Raw genomic sequence first — 19,584 nt, forward strand, 5'->3', positions numbered from 1 at the left:
GAGTGGCTCTCCATACCCGCGGTTATCCGTCTCGGGGGGAATGCGGAGGAGAAGGCGATAGAGATCCTCGCCAAGTACACCAAGGATCTCCCGGCGCCCATCGAGGGCTACGGCAGGGATGATACACCGGAGTTCTGCGCCAAGAGGCTTTCCGAGCTGATAAAGGGTTTTTCTCCGCCGTCTGTCGCAAGGAAGAAAAGGGAGGAGTCTTCTTCGTTAAGCCCATCCTACTCCTTCAAAACACTTACCGGATTCATCCATATTGATTATGAAAGATGCAAGAGATGCGAGGAAAAGCCCTGTATCGCTGAGTGTATCCCGGGGATATTAAAGATCGAGGATGGGCTTCCCAAGCTCGCCATAAGTGAAGAGGAGGCGGCAAGGGGGAAATGTATCGAATGTTTAGCCTGCGAGATTGCCTGTCAGTTCCATGGTGGAGGAGGGCTATTTGTAGAGCTTCCCATCCCAGGGCTCGATGATTACAAGAGGAAAAGGAGGGGGTAAATGGCGATCCTCATCGACGAGAATACCAGGGTCTTGGTTCAGGGCATAACCGGTCGTGAGGGGATGGTGCGCACCCGGCTGATGCTCGATTACGGCACCAAGGTGGTGGCAGGGTGTACCCCGGGGAAGGGCGGAGGCGATGTTTATGGTGTCCCTGTGTTCGACACGGTGTTCGAGGCTTGGGAGAAGGCGGGACCGATCGACGCCTCGGTCATATTCGTGCCCGCTCCCCTGGTCAAGGATGCAGCGCTCGAAGCGATCGACGCCGGGGTCAAGCTACTTGTCCTGGTACCCGATCGGGTTCCCATATACGATGTGCTTACCATCGTGGAGAAGGCGGAGGAGAAGGGGGCGAAATTTATCGGTCCCAACACTTTGGGGATACTTTCTCCGGGAAAGGCGATCCTCGGTATGATAGGGGGCAGGGCAGAGAGTGCCAGAAGCTGGTTCAAGCCGGGTCCGGTAGGGGTTGCTTCTCGTAGTGGTGGAATTACCTCTTCCATCTCCTATTATTTGAACAAGGTGGCTGGTATCGGTCAGACGACCATCGTTCATGTAGGAGGAGATCCAGTGGTGGGACTTCCCCTTCCCGATGTTATGCTCCTCTTCGAGAAGGATCCGGAGACGAAGATGGTAGTGATGTTCGGAGAGATAGGAACCACCCAGGAGGAGAGAGTAGCGGATCTGATAGAGGAGGGGAGGTTTACCAAGCCTTTAGTCGCCTTCATCGGTGGGGCAGCGGCGACATCTGGAACCAGGTTTTCCCATGCCGGTGCCATCATCGAGGGCGGACGGGGGACCTATGAGGGGAAGGTATCCCGCCTCAAGGAGGTGGGTGCCCACATTGTCCGTGATTTCGGCGATATCCCTAAGGTCGCCTCCGAGGTCTTAAAGGGTATTTCCTGAACAAGGAGGATGAAATGGGAGATCTTCATTGGAAGACTGGTATAACCAAGGTGGAGCCGAATAAGCTCCTCCTAAGGGGTTATCGGATAGATGAGTTGATGGGGAGGGTGAGTTTTCCTCAAGCGATCTACCTCGCCCTTACCGGGGAGCTTCCCGACGAGAAGGTAGGGCGGATGATCGACGCCATCTTGGTTTCCTCCATCGATCATGGAGCGACTCCTCCCTCTACCTTGACAGCGCTTACCGTGGCATCGACTGGTGCTCCGTTGAGCTCCGCCCTTGCTGCCGGGGTACTCGCTATCTCCCGGTTTCACGGCGGGGCGATAGAGGATTGTATGCACACCCTGATCGCAGCGAAGAGGAGGGTGGATGAAGGTGAAGGAGCGATCCCTGAGATAGCGGAGAAGGTAGTGGCTGAAGCGAAGGAGGCAAAAAAGAGGATATCTGGCTATGGCCATCGCTATCATACCGACGATCCGAGATCGAAAAAGCTCTTCGCCCTCGCTAAGGAACTTGGTATCGCTGGTAGCTACCTCGAGCTGGCTAAGGCGATCGAGGAGGCGCTTGAGAAATCGTCTGGGAGGAGGCTTCCTCTGAATGTCGATGGGGCAATTGCTGCCATCCTCTGCGAGCTCTCTATCCCACCGGAGATTGGGAACGCTTTCTTCATAATGGCGCGTGTCCCTGGGCTGATAGCTCATATCCACGAGGAGAAGGTTCGAATGAAACCGATGCGGAAGATCCACCCTACCGACCACGAGTACGATGGTCCTCCGGAAAGGAGCCTTTAAGGGGGAGGAAAAATGCAGGACAAATTGGTCGCATTGATACCGGAATTCAACCTTATCGAGGATAAAAAGCTCAGGGAGAAGGTGCTTGCCGTATGGGAGCGGGCGATAAAGCTTGGTGGTTGGAAGGTGGAAGATCTATCCCGGATGCCCTTTACCCTCCTCATCGAGAGCTCCCCGATAACGATGGTCGAGCACATCCGGGGGGTGGTTCAGGTGGCTTATAAGGCGGAGCAGGCGCTTCGTGAGGTTTACGGAGATAAGATAAAGATAAATCACGATCACCTTATCGCCGGTGCCCTCCTTCACGATGTGGGAAAGATGCTCGAGTTCGCTGAAGAAAATGGCAATTTCAAGAAGAGCTATTATGGTAGGCTTCTCCGTCATCCCTTTTCTGGGGTTGCTCTTTGTTATGAGGAAGGGATTCCTCCCGAGGTACTCCATATAATTGCGGTTCACTCAAAGGAAGGGGAAGGGGCGAAGAGGACGACCGAGGCGATCATCCTCCACCATGCCGATTTCATAAACTTCGAGTGGCTAAAGTAGCAGGGGGTGTTTTCTATGGGGATGACCTTTGCCGAGAAGATATTGGCGAAAAAGTCGGGAAAGGACAGGGTTGTACCCGGGGAGATCGTAACCGTCTCTCCGGACATCGTTATGTCCCACGATAATTCCGCTGCCATCTCCAAGACCTTCGCCAAGATCGGGGTGGAGAAGGTAGCCCATCCGGATAGGATCGTCATCATATTGGATCATTGTGTTCCCCCGGCCAACTCCACCTATGCCACCAATCACAAGGTAATCCGTGAGTTCGTTAATAAGCAGGGGATTGAGAACTTCTACGACATAAACACCGGGATCTGTCATCAGGTACTTCCCGAGAAGGGGTTCGCCCTGCCAGGGAGACTCATCCTGGGAAGCGATTCCCACACTACCACTTACGGCGCCTTTGCCGCCTTTGCCGCTGGGATCGGAAGGAGTGAGGCGGCAGCTATCTGGGCGAGCGGGGAGATATGGCTTCGGGTTCCCGAGACGATAAAGATCGAGATCAGAGGGAAACTTCCCCTTCTTGTCTCGCCGAAGGATATCATCCTCCACATCATTGGTGATTTAAGGGCGGATGGTGCTTTGTACAAGGCGGTTGAGTACACCGGAGAGGTGGTCTCCGCTATGAGCATTGGCGGAAGGATGACCCTGTGCAATATGGCGGTGGAGATGGGGGCGAAGATCGGTTATGTACCCCCGGATGAGAAGACGGAGAGGTGGCTCTCCTCGAGGACAAAAGAGCGGTATGAACCGGTTTATTCCGATCCCGATGCGGATTTCGAGCAGGTGCTCACCTATGACATCTCCGATCTTCCCCCTCAGGTAGCCTGCCCTCATACGGTGGATAATGTTAAGCCGGTTTCTGAGGTCGCTGGGAGGCGGATAGATCAGGCATTGATCGGCACCTGCACCAACGGGAGGCTTGAGGACCTCGAGGAGGCGGTGAAGGTTCTTAGGGGAAGGAGGGTTTCCTCTAAGGTGAGGCTCCTTGTTTTTCCTGCCTCATGGGAGGTTTACCGGGATGCTCTTAAGGCGGGTATAATTGAGGAACTCATAGATTGTGGGGCGGTGGTGATGAATCCGGGATGTGGTCCCTGTCTTGGTGCCCACGAGGGGGTACTTGCTCCAGGCGAAGTCTGCATCTCCACTGCCAACCGCAATTTCAAGGGGAGGATGGGTTGTCCTGATGCCGAGATCTACCTCGCCAGCCCTGCCACCGTTGCTGCCTCGGCGATAACCGGGGTGATCACCGATCCGAGAGAGCTCCTTTAAGGAGGATGAGATGGCGATAAGAGGAAGGGTATGGAAGTATGGAGACGATGTGAACACCGATGTCATCTTCCCCGGGAAGTATACCTACACCGTAACCGATCCCGAGGAGATGGCAGCCCATGCCCTTGAGGACCTCGACCCGAGGTTTGCCAAGGAGGTCAAACCAGGTGATGTAATCGTTGGGGGAAAGAATTTTGGCTGTGGCTCATCGCGGGAGCAAGCAGCATTTTGCCTGAAATATGCTGGATTAGGTGCAGTGATCGCTATCTCTTTTTCCCGCATCTTCTTCCGTAATGCGATAAATGCGGGGCTTCCCGCCATCACCTGTTCCGAAGTGGTCTCTGCGGTCGAGGATGGAGATGAGATCGAGGTGGATTTCGAAGTTGGGGTTATAAGAACCAAGGGGGAGGAGTTTTCTTTCCCTCCGCTCCCCCCTGAGGTGCTTGGCATAATGAAGGAGGGAGGACTAATCCCATACTTAAGGAAGAAGCTTGGTTTAGAAAAGAAAGGAGAGTAGGATGGCGAAGTACCGGATCGCATGGCTTCCCGGAGACGGTATCGGTAAGGATGTCCTCGATGCGGTAAGGATCGTCCTCGATGCCTTGAAATTCGATGCCGAATACATTGAAGGGGATATCGGTTGGGAATTCTGGAAGCACGAGGGGAACCCGCTTCCTGATCGGACGATAAAAATGCTTAAGACAACCGATGCCTGTATGTTTGGGGCGATAACCTCAAAGCCTAAGGAAGAAGCGGCAAAGGAGCTCGATCCCGAGCTTAAGGGAAAGGGGTATGTCTATTTCAGTCCCATCGTGAGGTTGAGGCAAGAATTTAACCTTCATACCAACATCCGTCCCTGCAAGGCATATCCGGGGAATCCTCTGAACTATCGGGATGATATCGATCTCGTGGTCTTCAGGGAGAACACCGAGGGTCTTTATTCGGGGATCGAGTTTCACCCACTTCCTTCCGAGGTGATGGAGGTATTCCTCAAGTATTCGGAGAAGGCTAAAAGGTTCAAGGATGTGCCCCTTGATGATATCGCGGTCTCGGTGAGAGTTTATACGAGGAAGGCTTGTCGGAACATCGTGCGTCAGGCGTTCGAGTATGCGAAGAGGCACAATCGTCCATCGGTTACCGTGGTGGAGAAGCCCAATGTGCTCAGGGAGACTGGGGGGCTGTTGGTCCGTGAGGCGAGGGAGATAGCCAAGGAGTATCCTGATGTCGAGCTTCAGGAGGCGAACATCGATGCGATGTGTATGTGGCTAATCAAGAACCCGGAGCGTTATTCGGTGCTGGTGGCGGGAAATATGTTCGGCGACATCATCTCCGATCTTTCCGCTCAGCTGGTCGGTGGTTTGGGGTTTGCTTGCTCAGGCAATATAGGTGATGATTACGGGGTATTCGAGCCCACCCATGGTTCTGCGCCGAAGTATGCTGGCAAGTACAAGGTGAACCCGATCGCCGCAATCCTCAGTGCCAAGCTTATGCTCGAGTATCTGGGCGAGGAGGAGCTCGCTGACAGGCTCGAGGGTGGGGTTGCGGAGGTTATCCGCGAGGGAAGAGTGAGGACCTATGATATGGGTGGTGATGCCTCCACCCTCGATATGGCGCGGGCGATAGCGGAGAAGATTGAGCGCTGAGCACGGTTTATCGCTTTGCAGGCAAAAGGGGCTGTCCAAAAACGGACAGCCCCTTTAATTTAGAAAACTTATCTTTCTTAATCTCGTTTAAAATAAAGGAAAGAGGTTTAAAACTCTCTTGATTTTAGCAGATGCTCTGTAATATCCTGATAAAAAGGGGGATGAAATCTTTAATTTTAATAACTTCCAAAATCAAAGAAGGAGGCGTTAGATGAGAAAGGTTAGGTTGGCTTTCTTCTTAGCGCTCCTTCTCGCTCCTTTGCTCCTTTTCGCTCAGCCGATGAAAGAGGGAAGATTGATGCGATTCCCCGATATTTACGGGGATAAGATCGTCTTCACCTATGCTGGCGATTTGTGGTTGGTTTCGAGCGAGGGAGGGATGGCGAGAAGGATTACCTCACATCCTGGACTTGAGCTTTTCCCCAAGTTCTCTCCTGATGGAAAATGGATTGCCTTCACCGGTCAATACGACGGGAATATGAATGTTTACCTTATCCCGGCAGAGGGGGGAGTTCCGAAACAGCTCACCTATGCTCCTGATGTGGGCCATGTGTCGGAACGAATGGGTCCCAATCACGAGGTGATCGAGTGGTTCCCCGATGGAAAGCATATCCTTTTCCTTTCCCGGAGGAACACCTTCAACACCTGGTTCGGGAGATTGTTCAAGGTGAGCATCGATGGCGGGCTTCCGGAGCAGATCGTTCTGCCGAAAGGCGGTCTCACTTCGTTCTCTCCTGATGGAAAGAAGATCGCCTACAACCGGATATTCCGCAACTTCCGTACCTGGAAGCGGTATAAGGGAGGGATGGCACAGGACATCTGGATCTACGATTTTGGGAAGAACGAGATCGAACGGATAACCAAGTACAAGGGTACCGACACCTTCCCGATGTGGTACAAGGACAAGATCTACTTCGCCTCCGATCGAGGGAAGTACGAGCGGATGAATATCTGGTGTTACGATCTTTCCACCAAGAGGTTTCACCAAGTAACCCATTTCAAGGAGTACGATGTCAATTGGCCCTCTTTGGGTGATGGCAGGATCGTTTTTGAAAACGGTGGTTATCTCTATGTTCTCGACCTCGCCACGGAGAAGGCAAAGAAGATAACGGTTTACCTCCCCGGTGATTTTGCCTATGCCCGCTCGAAGTGGGTAGATGGGAGCAAGTTCATCAGTGAGTTCGGCCTTGCCCCCGAGGGTAAGAACGCCATCTTCGTCGCCCGGGGCGACATCTTCATCGTGCCAAAGAAGGAAGGGGCAACCAGGGATATTACCTGTACCTCCGGTATCCGGGAGAAGTATGTGAGTTACTCCCCGGATGGCAAGTGGATCGCCTACATCTCGGATAAAACCGGGGAAGACGAGATCTACCTCCGTCCTGCCAGGGGCTTTGGTGGTGAGAAGAGGATTACCTTCGATGGTAAATGCTTCCGCTTTCCACCTCGCTGGTCTCCGGACAGCAAGAAGCTCCTCTTTGCCGATAAGAGCCTGAGGCTGTGGTATGTGGACATAGAGAAAAAGAAGCCGGTCCTAATCGATAAAGCGAAACAGTGGGAGATTCGATATTACAACTGGTCCCCCGACAGTAACTGGGTTGTTTATTCCAAAGCAGAGGAGAACGGCTTTTCCTCCATCTTCCTCTATCATCTTCCGGAGAAGAAGATCTACCGGGTGACGAGCCAGTTCACCGATGACTTCGCTCCAGTATTCGATCCCGATGGGAAATACCTCTACTTCCTCACCAACAGAAGCTACAACGCTACCCTGGGAACCTTCGATATGAGCTATGTCTACAACAGAACCACCAGGATCTGCCTGATGACGGTTAGAGCGGATATTCCCTCACCGTTTGCCCCCAAAGATGAGATGATTGAAGCGAAGAAAGAGAAACCCAAAGAAGAGAAGAAGCCGGCGAAAGGGAAAAAGGAGAAGGCGAAGAAGAAAAAAGAGGAGTTCCGCATCGACCTTGAAGGGATGGAGAACCGAACCGTAGTGATCCCAATTAAGCCGGGCAATATTAGCAATCTTTCCGCAGTGAAAGGGAAGATACTCTACATCACCCTTCCTACTAGAGGTCTCTCCGGACCGTCCTCACCAGAAAAACCCGCTCTTCATCTTTACGACATAAAGGCGAAGAAAGACTTCACCCTGCTTTCGCCAATAGCTAACTATGACATCTCCCCTGATGGAAAGAAGTTGATCTACCGGAGTGGTAAGACCTACGGGATAGTAGATATCGCCGGGAGGAGGTACAAGGTGGGTGATGGAGCACTTAACCTCTCCGGGATGAAGATGAAGGTTGATCTTAGAGCAGAGTGGAGGCAGATGTTCGCTGAGGCTTGGCGACTGGAGCGGGATTACTTCTATTCCCCGAAGATGAACGGGGTCGATTGGAAGAAGATGAAGAAAAAGTACGAGGTACTCCTCCCCTATGTTGCCCATCGGTTTGACCTCATCTATCTACTTGGGGAGATGGTGGGAGAGCTCTGTAATTCCCATACCTATGTTGGTGGCGGTGATATGCCCAAGGTGGAACATGTCAATGTGGGTATGCTCGGCGTCGATTTTGAGCTCGATAAAGCGAGCGGTCGTTATCGCTTCAAGAAGATCTATCGTGGCGACAACTCGAGGGAAAGGTACCGGGCACCACTTGCCGAGCCGGGGATCAAGGTGAAGGAAGGAGATTACCTCCTCGCAGTGGAAGGGAAGGAGCTTTCCGCTCCCACCAACCCCTATGCCCTATTTGAGAACACGGTAGGAAAGCCGGTGGTCCTCACGGTGAACTCGAAACCGACTATGAAGGGTGCCTGGAACATCACGGTAAAGCCGATAGCCAATGAGTTCAACCTCCGCTATTTGGCTTGGGTCGAGGGGAACCGGAAGAAGGTGGAGAAGATGAGCCACGGCTTGATCGGCTACATCTACCTCCCGGATATGAGTGCAGATGGGCTTAACGAATTCGTGCGTCAGTTCTATCCTCAGGTGAGGAAAAAGGGGCTGATTATCGATGTCCGTTACAACGGTGGTGGATTTGTAGATCAGCTGATACTGGAACGGCTGAGGAGGATCCTGATCGGGATGGATATGAGCAGAAACGGCGCCGATTCAACTATACCTTCGGTGGTCTTCCACGGTCATATGCTGACCATCTGCAACGCCTACTCCGCTTCTGACGGGGATATCTTCCCCTTCTTCTTCAAGAAGTACAAGTTGGGACCGGTGATCGGAACCAGGACCTGGGGTGGTGTCCGGGGTATCCGCGGTTATACCCCCTTGCTCGATGGTGGCTATGTTACGATGCCCGAGTTCTCCGTTTACGGGCTCGATAGCAAGTGGGTGATGGAAAACCACGGGGTCGATCCGGATATCGTGGTCGATAACAGGCCCGATCTGGTGGTGAAGGGAAGAGATCCTCAGCTCGAGATGGCGGTCAAGATCCTCCTCGAGAAGATAAAGAAGGAGCCGAAGAAGCTCCCCAAGCGTCCTCCTTATCTTCCACCTTATCCTGAGTTCAAATAGAAAGAGAGATACCAGGGGGTAGCACCCCTTTATGGGTGCTACCCCTTCTTTTGTATTAGATGCGTTGTTTCTTCTCTTTGATAGAGGGAGGAAAGCGGTGGGAAAGACGATAATCGAGAAGATAATCGAAGCTCACTCCTCTGAAGACTCTGTCTCCCCGGGGGATGTCGTCTGGATCGAGCTCGATGGGAGGACCGCTCGGGACTTCGGCGGTGCCAATGTGGTGCTCAATTACCGTCGGGAGTTCGACGATACCCCGGTGGCGGATAGAGAGAAAACCTGGTTCACCTTCGACTGCGTTGCCCCGGCGAAGAACATTCCCTATGCCAATAACCAGCAGATATGCCGTGAGTTCGCGAGGGCGCAGGGGTTAAGGGTATTCGATGTCGATATGGGCATCGGCTCCCATGTAGATATTGAGCAGGGGCTCATCCTTCCCGGGGAGACCTTAGTGGGGACGGATTCCCATCTAAACATCCTCGGTGCCATCGGCGCCTTTGGCCAGGGAATGGGAGATGTGGACATTGCCTTTGCCTTCAGGACGGGTAAGACCTGGTTTGAGGTACCGGAGACGATGAAGCTCGTGGTGAAGGGGAATTTTAGCTATCCCGTTTCCCCGAAGGATCTTATCCTCTACATCCTTCGCCAGCTGGGCTCAAGAGGGGCTTTAGGGAAGGCGATCGAGTTCTATGGCGAGGCGGTGGAGAAACTTTCCCTCGATGGACGGATAACCGTAGCCAGTATGGTGACCGAGATGGGGGGGATCGTTGGTTTCATCCCTCCTGATGAGGGGGTGATCGAGTTCTGTCGCTCTCGCTCCGGAAGAGAGATCGTCCCGGTCTATGCCGACCCGGGGGCGAGCTATAGGGAGGAAGTGGAGATAGGTATAGGTTCCTTATCCCCTCAGATAGCCCTTCCTCCGAAGCCGGATAATGTGGTTGATGTCACCGAGGTAGCCGGGGAACGGATAGATTCCGTTTTTATCGGCTCCTGCACCAATGGAAGGGTGGAGGACTTCGAGGTGGTGGCGAAGATACTGAAAGGAAAGAAGGTCAAGGAGGGGGTGATGGTGAAGGCGGTTCCCGCCACCAAAGAGGTTTACGGCGAGCTCCTTAAGCGAGGGATCCTGGAGGTACTCTACGATGCCGGGGTGATAGTGAGCAATCCTGGTTGTGGCGGTTGTGCCTCAGGACAGATAGGGATGACGGGGAAGGGTGAGGTTCAGATAAGCACCGCCAACAGGAACTTCCCCGGAAAGCAGGGAGCAGGTCTCACCTACCTGGCGAGCCCGGCAACCGCCGCCATTTCCGCCTTGACCGGGAGGATAACTGTTCCTGAATAGAGGGAGGAGGCTATGGAAAGACCAACGGTGATCGAAGGAAGGTGCTGGGTCATCCTCGATAAGGAGGGAAAGCCGATAACGGATATCGATACCGACCAGATATATCATAACGCCTACCTTGCGATAACCGATATTGCTGAGATGGGGAGATATGCCTTCAGCAGTCTTGCTGGCTGGGAGGACTTTCCGAAGAAGGCATCCCCCGGCGATATTATCGTGGCTGGGGCGAATTTTGGCGCCGGCTCCTCAAGGCAACAGGCAGTGGATTGTTTCATCTCGCTTGGGATCGCCCTAATCATCGCGGAGTCATTCGGAGCGATATACAAGCGTAATGCGATAAACTCCGGCTTTCCCATCCTTACTGCTCCTGGGATTATGAACTCGGGGCTGGTGGCTACCGGGGATGTACTGAGGGTAGATCTTGTGAGCGGAAGGATATTCAATGTATCGAGGAATGAGGAGGTTCCCGGTGGTAAACCCTTTTCCAGGGTCCAGCTCGAGATATACAGGGCAGGGAACCTCTTTGCCTATGGAAAGAAATTGTTTAAGTGAAAGGAGGTAGGAATTGAGGGACAGTGGAAGGTTTCTTGTGATACTTTGCTTGCTTTTGCCCCTTACCTTATTGGCGAGGGAGCCCCTTTCTTCCCGAATCGCCTCTTACGACATCTCGGTTAGGCTCGATCCGGTGAACAAGTTTATCATCGGGGATGAGGTGATAACCTTCAAGAATCCCTCAGCGAAGGAGGTTCAGGAGCTCTGGCTCCATCTATACTGGAACGCCTTCAAGGACGAAAACACAGTAGCAGCGAAGGAATCGCCCGGGCTTACCATAAGGCTTAAGAGGAACAAAGGCTGGGGTTATGTGAAACTGGAAGCGATCACTCTTGCTTCTGGCGAGGAGCTTTTGCCTAAAGCGAAGATCTTGGGTGATATTATGAAGCTTCCCCTTCCTAAGCCCCTTAAGCCGGGCGAAGAGCTTCGCCTCAGGGTAAGATTCAGGAGCAAGATCCCTAAAGGAGCGCCTCGAGCGGGATATGTGGGGAACTTCTATTTTATCTCCCAGTGGTTCCCCAAGATGGGGGTACTCCTTCCCGATGGGAGATGGGTCTGTAATCATTACCATATGCCAGGGGAGTTCTTCGCCGATTTCGGGGTCTATCGGGTGGCGATTACCGTTCCCGCGAACTATGTGGTAGGGGCGAGCGGACATCCCATATCCGAGGTGAAGCACAGGGATGGGACGAAGACGATCACCTTCTATGAAGAGGATATCCATGACTTTGCCTGGACCGCCTCGCCGGATATGCTGGTGGCTAAGGAGCATTATAAGGACACCGAGATAGTCTTTCTCTATCAGCCGGCGCATAAGGACCAAGTAGCGCGTCATCTAAGGGCAGCTAAGGGAGCGATGGAGTTCTTCGATAAGTGGCTCGGTCCTTATCCCTACAAAAGGTTGACCGTGGTCGATCCGCCACGGGGTTCTACCGCCGGCGGGATGGAGTATCCCACCCTGATTACCGCTGGTACTACCTGGTTCACCCATCATTTCCTCCCCGGTCTTCTTCTTCCAGAGGTGGTTATCGTTCACGAGTTCGGGCATCAATACTGGTATGGGATGGTGGCAAACGACGAGACAGATGAAGCTTGGCTCGATGAGGGAATAAATACCTATTCCGAAGGACGGGCGATGGAGGCTATCTATGGAAAGGGGGGGAGTGAGTTCAATTTCGGAAGATTTTCCCTGAGCGCGGTTAGCGTGAGGAGGCTCGAGTACCTCTCCTCTTCAAGGCTCGATCCCATCGTGAAGCCCTCCTGGGAGTTTTTCCCCGGAAGCTACAGTGCGATGGTTTATTCCAAAGCAGCGCTATCCTTAAAAACGCTTGAGAACTATTTGGGAAGGGAGAGGTTCGATAGGATCCTTCGCACCTACTTTGAGCGTTATCGGTTCAAGCATCCCACCTCAACCGATTTCTTCAAGGTAGCGAATGAGGTTTCCGGTGAGGATCTCACCCCATTCTTCAATCAGCTCTGGTATGGGGATGGTGAGGTCGATTATGCGGTTGGAACGATAAGGAATAGGAAGGAGGGGAAAGACCGGTATCTCTCAGAGGTTTTCGTGGTGAGGAAGGGAGAGGTCAAGATACCGGTGGAAGTAGAGGTAACCTTCTCCAATGGGAAAAAGATAAAGGAGAAGTGGAGCGGAGAAGAACGGTATCATAAATTCACTTATCAGGGGAAGGCTAAAGTCTCCGCAGTGAGGGTGGATCCTGAGGGCAAGATACCGCTTGATATCGATACCTCGAACAACTCCAGATTGCTTGATGGGGGAAAGGAAGGGATATGGTCTCTCTTCGTCCATGCAAGCTATCTCCTCGAGCAGTTTCTTTTCCTAATTGCTTCCCTAAGCTAAACGAGGAGGGTTCCGATGATCGTCTTTAGGTCTCTTTCTTTAGGATGGAAGAAGTTAAGAAAAAATCTATGGTTGGTTGGGATCGTCTATTTGATCAGCTTTCTCCTTTTTCTCCTTATCGCTCTTCCTCTCTTGGGCGCTTTTAAGGGGGCTCTTGGCGGAAGCGAGGTGGCAGCTAAAGCCTCATTGGCTCTTGATCCGAACTCCTTCCTTCCTGCCCTCCTTCCTCACTCCGATCTTTTTAAGGCGGCGTTTAGTCTCCCCTTCGTTTTATTTGGGGGGCTACTTTTTCTCCTGCTGAGCCTCTTCTTTGCTGGTGGTGCTATATCTGTCTTCGTTAAGGAAGAAAAAGGGGACATCTGCCAGTTCTTTACCGGGGGAGGGCGGTATTTTCTCCGTTTTCTCCGCCTTTTTTTGATCTCCCTTATCTTTCTTGGAGTGATTCTCTTCCTCGGAGGAAGTGGGAACAAGTTGATCTCTCGCATATTTCTCGATTCCCCGAATGAGCCACTCGTCTTTTACTCCAAGCTCGCCTTAAACCTCGTTATCCTTTTTCTCCTTCTGTTCGTCGATATGGTATTCGATTACGCCAAGATAGGGATGGTGGTTGGTGAGAAGAAAGGAGCCTTTCGCTCTACCTTGTCTGCCCTTTCCTTCTCTTTCCACAACTTTGGTGCCTCTTTTTCCCTTTATCTTCTCCTGTTCCTTATAGGTGGTGCGGTTACCTATGGTGTTCATCTTCTTGGGTGGAGGGTTCTCCATCAGAGCGCACCTCTCCTCCTGTTTCTCGTCTATCAGCTCTACTTCCTATTCCGGGTGGCGCTTACGCTCGCCTTTTATTCGAGTGAATGTTCGCTTTACTCTGTTAGAAGAAGGTAGTGAGAAAAAGGAGAGGGGTATTTTATTCTTTAGTTCTTACTTTGGTTGATCAGAATAGAATAAAATTTTTTAGCAAAGTATGTTATAATGAGAAAGCTAACGAAAGGAGGGTTTAATGCGATCAAGAAAATTTACCTGGTTTTTGCTTATCTTGCTAATGTCGGTTTTTGCCGTCAGTTCCCTGCTGTTTGCTGATATATATGTGGAACAGCAGATGAAGACCAGCGCAATGATGGGAGAACCGGGAAGGACGACCACTCAACGGATTTGGATTACTAAGGATATGATGCGTTCCGAAGATGTGGGAAGCAAGCAAGTTATGATCGTGAGACTGGATAAAAATCTAATTTGGATGATAGACCTTGAGCGGAAGACATACCGTGAGCTTACGATAGATGAATTTAAACAGATGGTGGGAATGGCAAGGGCTACGATGAGAAGAGAGAAGGCAGAGGTAGAGCTTACGGAGACGGGTAAAAAGATGAAGATAAAGGGATGGAACTGCTATGAGGTGCGCCTCACAATGAAGGGGGGCACCAATATGGAGACCTCGATGTGGCTCACCAAGGATATTGCTATTCCCTGGGAGGAGTATCAGAAGTATATGGAGCTATTTGGGGGGCAGTTTTACGGTCCCAAGGTGATGGAGAAATGGAAGAACCTCCGGGGTTATCCTATCCGTTCCCATGGGAAGATGAATATGATGGGTATGGAGATGGAAACCGAGACTGAAGTGATGACCGTTAGGACTACCCCGATCCCGAAGAGCGTTTTTGAACTTCCTCCTGGACTTACCAAGGAGGAAGCTTCCGTTCCCAAGATGCCCCATTAGATGGGTTTAGGGGGGGAGCTTATGCTCCCTCCCCTTTTACTGATTTGTTATGCCAATTTCCTATATCTTTCTTCCCTTCTCCGAACTGAGGGTTTCTTCCTATCGTTTAAAATGTTGAGGCAGCGAGGAAGGACCAGTGGATGATATGAAGAAGAAAGTGAAGACGAAAGAGCTTGAGCTTACCATTCCTATTCTCCCGAATATCGAGCTCTTAGTAGGGAAGGTAGTTTCCGAACTCGCTCGCTATATGAAGCTGGATCAGAATGAAGAAGACGAGGTGAAGATGGCGACCATCGAAGCCTGCCTCAACGCCTTTGAACATAGCAAGAGTAAGGATGGAAAGGTATACCTTAAGTTCCAGATCGCAAACGATGAATTGATGGTAGTGGTGCGCGATTCCGGGGTGGGGTTTAATTCCGAGGAGCTAAATCCACCGCCGATTGAGGAAATGTTATCCGGAAAGAGGAAGAGAGGATGGGGGCTTAAGATCATCGAGAATCTGGTAGATTCGGTTGAGATACATTCGGAAAAGGGGAAGGGGACGACCGTTATTATTCGAAAGAGGAAGAAGGGATAAAGATGAAAGAGGAAGAACTTAAAGTAACTGTAAGAAAAGAAGATAATTATGCGGTTATCTCTACCGAGGGGTATATCAATAACTTAGGCGGAGAAAAGATCGCTAAGGAATGCTATCAGCTGATGGATGAAGGGGTTAAAAACTTTATCCTCAACTTGGCTCAATCCCGGGTGATAAACAGCATTGGGATATCCATCCTAATTGAGATAATAGAAAAGGTTCTTGAAGTAAAAGGAAATATTTTCTTCTGCGCCCCTACGCCTACTATAGCCAAAACATTTCGGATAATGGGCCTTACCCAGTATGCCAAGGTATTTGCTACTGAAGAAGAGGCGATAAAGGCGATCACTGGTTAAGGTACTCTTCAACAATGAGTAAATGGGTAGAAGGTAGGAGAGGGTTAACATTACTATTTGCCCTTGGCTCGCTTTGTTTGGCGGTTGTCCAAAGGATGGGCACCGGCTATCTCCGCTCCTTAGAGATAGCGATTGCCTTCGTTACGGCTTTCTTCATTATCCCTCGTCTTTCCTTCCTCAACTATCGGACGATAGGGAGACAGCTTAAGGTATACGAATTTACCTTCCTCGCTCTCTATTTACTTGGCGGAGTAGGGACATTTATCTCTTCCTATGTTGGTAGTGGTCCTTTAAAGCTTATCCTTTTCTCCTTTCTCGATACCTTAGCCATCTTTCTCTCCCTTTCCCTTGCCTTTTCCTTTTACAGGCTCTATCACATAGGAGCGAGCAAGAAGAGAAAATTCCTTCTCGGGCTAATAGTACTTATTTTTTTCCTTAACTTGATTGGTACCAGTTTTTTCGCCATTTTGGTGGTACTGATCATCATCCATGGTGCTAGGATAAAGGGGATCTCCTCTTCCCATCATTCCTTGAGGATAAAGTTATTCTTGCTTCTCGTTCTTTTCTGGGTTTTCTTCTTCCTCACCCCGAAGGGGCTTTTCATCTCCCCAAAGTCGCCCTTTCCTGGTTTCTATTTTGGGAGTTCTCTTTATTCACTGTTTGTCAAATCATTTATTACTTACATTATGCTCTTTACCTTTGTATTGGCGGTAAGCTTGGTGGAGACGAGCCGAAGACTGAGCACCAAATCCGCTATCTCCTATGTATTTCAGGCGCTTATCCCGATGGTTATACTGATTGCGGTTATTGCCGGGAATATGGTCTTTCTGAGCGTCTCCCTTAAGCTTTTTGCCATCCATAGAAGCTATATAGGTTCACTTGATGAATATGTGGCGAATCTCTCTTCCTCTCCCTCTTTCAAAGAGAAGATGAGAAATGGCTCCTTAAATGAGGTTGCTCAACAGGTGGTGGCTCCTATCGCTCATTCCTTTCCCGGTATCTTCGCGATAGTGGAGGTGGAGAGGGGGAAGGAAGTGGAAAGGGGGGTAAGTGAGGGTACTCCACCTGATTTTTTTGCCAATTTTTCTATACCAACTTGGGTAGTTGAGGACCGCCTTGTAGAGCTGGTTAAGAAGGGCAATGGTTACTTTATCTTTGCTTATTATGAGGGGGAAGAGGGAGGAAAGAGGGTTCGGCTTGCCCTATTTGTTCCCCTAAGGGATGAATTTATCCAAATGGTGGAGAAGGAATATGCGGTAAAGTTTATCCCGATAAAGAAAGAGACCCCTTCAGCAGACAAAGGGAGTAATGCTACCACCATTATTCACCCGGATAAGCGTGGTCTCGTAATTTCTTTAGACACGAAGAAAGGGGGGAAGCAGAGGACCGAGAGAAAGGAGGCTTCGTTTCTTAATTCGCTGATCCTTGCTTATCCCCTATCTGCGGTTGATTGGGAGAGGGGAGATAAAAAGCGTTTTGCCGAACTTAAGCTTTACAACTCCTATACCGCTATCTTCTCTTTGAGTGAGGGGGAGACTCCCTCCTCCTTTTCTTCCTATTTGGTCCTCGTTAGGGCGGTGAATCTGGCGGTTCTGGTCGTGGCTTTCTTCCTCATCATCTTCTCCACCTACATTGGGGGAAGGGTAAGTCGGGGTATGAAGGTATCGCTTGCCAAATTGGTCGAGGGGGTGAGACGGATAGGGTGTGGTGATCTCGAGTGTAAGATAAAGCTTCCCAGCCGTGATGAGTATTACCAGCTTGCTCGCTCTATAAACCTGATGACCGAAGACCTGAAGAAATATTTGGATGAGGTAGTGGAGAACGAGCGGATAAAGCAGGAACTCCTTACCGCTTCCACCATTCAGCTATCGATGCTTCCTGTGGCTGATCCCAAGATACCGGGCTATGAGATCGTGAGCCACTTCAGACCAGCGAAGGAGGTGGGAGGGGATTACTACGATTATTTCCCTCTTGGGGATGATAGATTGGCGATCGTCATCGGGGATGTAAGTGGTGAGGGGATATCGGCGGGTCTTCTTATGGCGATGGCGAAGAGTTGTCTCCTTAACCAAATTCGGGTTTCTCCGGATGTCCCCAAGGTGATGTATGCGATGAACAATATGGTGTATGAGGCGTTGAGGAAGAGGCTCCTTATGACCTTGTGTTATTCGGTTCTTGATATTCCCTCAAGAACGCTTACCTTTGCCAGTGCCGGGCATCATTTCCCCTATCTCTACTCGAAAAAAGGGGGGAAGCTCTCCGAGCTCGAATCGATCGCCTATCCCCTGGGGGTAAGGAGGGATTCTACCTATCGCGCGAAGAGGATTGAGCTTGGTCCTGGGGATTATCTGGTGTTCTATACCGATGGGATAATTGAAGCGAGGAATCAGGACGGAGAGGAGTTCGGCTTTGAGCGGTTTGAGAGGGTTATATTGAGCCATACCATCTCTTCGGCTCGGGAGATGCGGGATGGGATCTTGAAGGAGCTTCACGAGTTTAGCCGGGGGGAGCCTCAGTTCGATGATATAACCTTAGTGATAATAAAGGTTAAAGAGGAGGAAGATGGCTTCTGATGAAGAATTGATGGAACGGCTTCTTTTAAGCCTTAAAGGGCTTGCCGAGTTCGGGGAACATCTCTCCTCTGGTGAGGGGCTCGATAGAACAAGTAGGATGCTTCTCCATCACATCCTGGGCACCCTTCTTGTCTCCAAAGGGGCGATCTTCGTCTATGATCCGGTTACCTCCTTATTTAAACTTCTTGCTGGGCGGGGTATTGCCCCGGAGTTGAGGATAAGCGTCAGTGAAGAGGAAGCGAGGTTCTTATCGGCTTATAACATACCCTTTAGGGTCGATAAGTGTCCCTCTTCCCTTTCTTCTCTCTTCGAGAGGGAGAGGGATTCATTTGAGGAACTCAAGCCTCACATTATCGTTTCCCTCATCGTCCGGGGAGAGCTGATCGGTCTTCTCATACTGGGTCCTAAATTTATGAATGGAGATTACAGGGAGTCGGATTATGATCTCATCTCTGTTATCGCCCACCATCTTGCCCTGGGACTTTACAATTTTCGATTGGTTTCCGAGCTCAAGGACCTCAATTTCGAGTTGAATAAGAGGGTGCTTGAATTGGAGACCCTCTACGATCTCGGTTTGGCGATAACCTCCCTGAGGGAGCTCTCGGCACTTGAGGAAGAGGTGTTGATCCGGGCGGTTGGCTTGCTCGATGCCAAGATGGGCTTGCTTGCGATCCGGGAGAATGAGAGATATTTTGTTGGGGCGAAGTTTGGTATCGCCGATTTGAACGAGGGGGAGTACCTTCCTGAGGAAGGGGTTTTGGCTCGGGTGAGCGCCTCTCGTTCTTCGGTCGTGATAAGTCATAAGGAGGAGATGCCTTCCTGGCTTCCTGGTAAGAGGGCGCTGGCAATCCCCGTCAAGGCGAGGGATAAGATATTGGGGGTTATCATCGTGGCGGATAAGGAATCGCGAGTATTAAAGAAAGAGGTCGATTTCTCTCCCGACGATGAGCATCTTCTCTCAAGTTTCGCCAGCCAGGCAGCGATCGCCCTGGAGAACGCCGAGCTTTACAAACATTCTCTGGAGAAGGAGAGGATGGAGAAAGAGCTCGAGATGGCGGCGGAGATCCAGCGGAGCATCCTTCCTGAGAAACCACCCCCAATCCCTGGTCTTGAGATGGAGGCTTTCAACAAGCCCTGTCGTCAGGTTGGCGGGGATTATTTTGACTTCATCCCCTTAGCCGAGGATAAGCTCGCCTTTGTCATCGCCGATGTCTCGGGTAAAGGGATGCCCGCTGCTCTTCTTGTCTCCACCCTTCAGGCGGCACTTCGAGCCCAGATAAGATTTATCTCCGATATCTCCCTCCTTGCAGAGCATTTGAACAAGGTGATCTACGAGTCTTCCACACCGGAGAAATTTATCACCTTCTTTTTTTCGGTGATTGAACCGAGCAGGAAGATGTTATACTCGGTAAATGCGGGTCATTGTTATCCCAGGA

17 protein-coding genes are annotated in these 19,584 nt (G+C 51.0%); all 17 read left to right on the top strand.

The genetic code is table 11. From position 1 onward, the window contains the following. On the top strand, positions 1 to 504 hold a 504-nt coding region (locus J7L64_09910; protein ID MCD6452658.1), incomplete at its 5' end, for a hypothetical protein. Continuing rightward, positions 505 to 1,410, top strand: coding sequence for a CoA-binding protein (locus tag J7L64_09915; protein ID MCD6452659.1), 906 nt, complete (start codon positions 505 to 507; stop codon positions 1,408 to 1,410). It begins immediately after the preceding gene. A gap of 14 nt (positions 1,411 to 1,424) precedes the next feature. Beyond that, complete coding sequence (locus J7L64_09920; protein MCD6452660.1) at positions 1,425 to 2,201, top strand: citryl-CoA lyase; 777 nt, start codon at positions 1,425 to 1,427, stop codon at positions 2,199 to 2,201. A 12-nt stretch (positions 2,202 to 2,213) separates the two neighbouring features. After that, entirely contained in the window at positions 2,214 to 2,744 is a 531-nt protein-coding gene (locus tag J7L64_09925) for an HD domain-containing protein (protein MCD6452661.1), read from the top strand. 15 nt (positions 2,745 to 2,759) lie between these two features. Beyond that, positions 2,760 to 4,016 carry a 3-isopropylmalate dehydratase large subunit gene (locus J7L64_09930; protein MCD6452662.1) on the top strand — a complete coding sequence of 419 codons (1,257 nt, stop codon included), beginning with the start codon at positions 2,760 to 2,762 and terminating at the stop codon, positions 4,014 to 4,016. A gap of 10 nt (positions 4,017 to 4,026) precedes the next feature. Next, on the top strand, positions 4,027 to 4,533 hold the full coding sequence (locus J7L64_09935; GenBank protein MCD6452663.1) for a 3-isopropylmalate dehydratase small subunit: 507 nt from the start codon (positions 4,027 to 4,029) through the stop codon (positions 4,531 to 4,533). A 1-nt stretch (position 4,534) separates the two neighbouring features. Next, positions 4,535 to 5,659, top strand: coding sequence for an isocitrate/isopropylmalate dehydrogenase family protein (locus tag J7L64_09940; GenBank protein ID MCD6452664.1), 1,125 nt, complete (start codon positions 4,535 to 4,537; stop codon positions 5,657 to 5,659). A gap of 211 nt (positions 5,660 to 5,870) precedes the next feature. Then, positions 5,871 to 9,179, top strand: a complete 3,309-nt coding sequence (locus J7L64_09945) for a PD40 domain-containing protein (protein ID MCD6452665.1) — start codon at positions 5,871 to 5,873, stop codon at positions 9,177 to 9,179. Between the two features lie 31 nt (positions 9,180 to 9,210). Then, entirely contained in the window at positions 9,211 to 10,521 is a 1,311-nt protein-coding gene (locus J7L64_09950; GenBank protein MCD6452666.1) for a 3-isopropylmalate dehydratase large subunit, read from the top strand. A 12-nt stretch (positions 10,522 to 10,533) separates the two neighbouring features. Beyond that, a complete protein-coding gene (locus tag J7L64_09955; protein ID MCD6452667.1) occupies positions 10,534 to 11,073 on the top strand; it encodes a 3-isopropylmalate dehydratase in 540 nt (179 codons plus the stop codon). A 37-nt stretch (positions 11,074 to 11,110) separates the two neighbouring features. Continuing rightward, positions 11,111 to 12,931 carry a M1 family metallopeptidase gene (locus J7L64_09960; protein MCD6452668.1) on the top strand — a complete coding sequence of 607 codons (1,821 nt, stop codon included), beginning with the start codon at positions 11,111 to 11,113 and terminating at the stop codon, positions 12,929 to 12,931. A gap of 15 nt (positions 12,932 to 12,946) precedes the next feature. After that, positions 12,947 to 13,810, top strand: coding sequence for a hypothetical protein (locus J7L64_09965; GenBank protein ID MCD6452669.1), 864 nt, complete (start codon positions 12,947 to 12,949; stop codon positions 13,808 to 13,810). Positions 13,811 to 13,925: 115 nt separating this feature from the next. Next, positions 13,926 to 14,642 carry a DUF4412 domain-containing protein gene (locus J7L64_09970; protein ID MCD6452670.1) on the top strand — a complete coding sequence of 239 codons (717 nt, stop codon included), beginning with the start codon at positions 13,926 to 13,928 and terminating at the stop codon, positions 14,640 to 14,642. Between the two features lie 145 nt (positions 14,643 to 14,787). Beyond that, positions 14,788 to 15,219 (top strand): ATP-binding protein, encoded by a 432-nt coding sequence (locus J7L64_09975; protein ID MCD6452671.1) that lies wholly within the window; start codon positions 14,788 to 14,790, stop codon positions 15,217 to 15,219. Positions 15,220 to 15,221: 2 nt separating this feature from the next. Further along, complete coding sequence (locus tag J7L64_09980; protein MCD6452672.1) at positions 15,222 to 15,575, top strand: STAS domain-containing protein; 354 nt, start codon at positions 15,222 to 15,224, stop codon at positions 15,573 to 15,575. 14 nt (positions 15,576 to 15,589) lie between these two features. After that, entirely contained in the window at positions 15,590 to 18,148 is a 2,559-nt protein-coding gene (locus tag J7L64_09985) for a SpoIIE family protein phosphatase (protein MCD6452673.1), read from the top strand. Beyond that, on the top strand, positions 18,138 to 19,584 hold a 1,447-nt coding region (locus J7L64_09990), incomplete at its 3' end, for a GAF domain-containing protein (GenBank protein ID MCD6452674.1). The genes J7L64_09985 and J7L64_09990, both read left to right, overlap by 11 nt.

The organism is Acidobacteriota bacterium, assembly GCA_021161905.1.
GTDB lineage: Bacteria > Acidobacteriota > B3-B38 > Guanabaribacteriales > JAGGZT01 > JAGGZT01.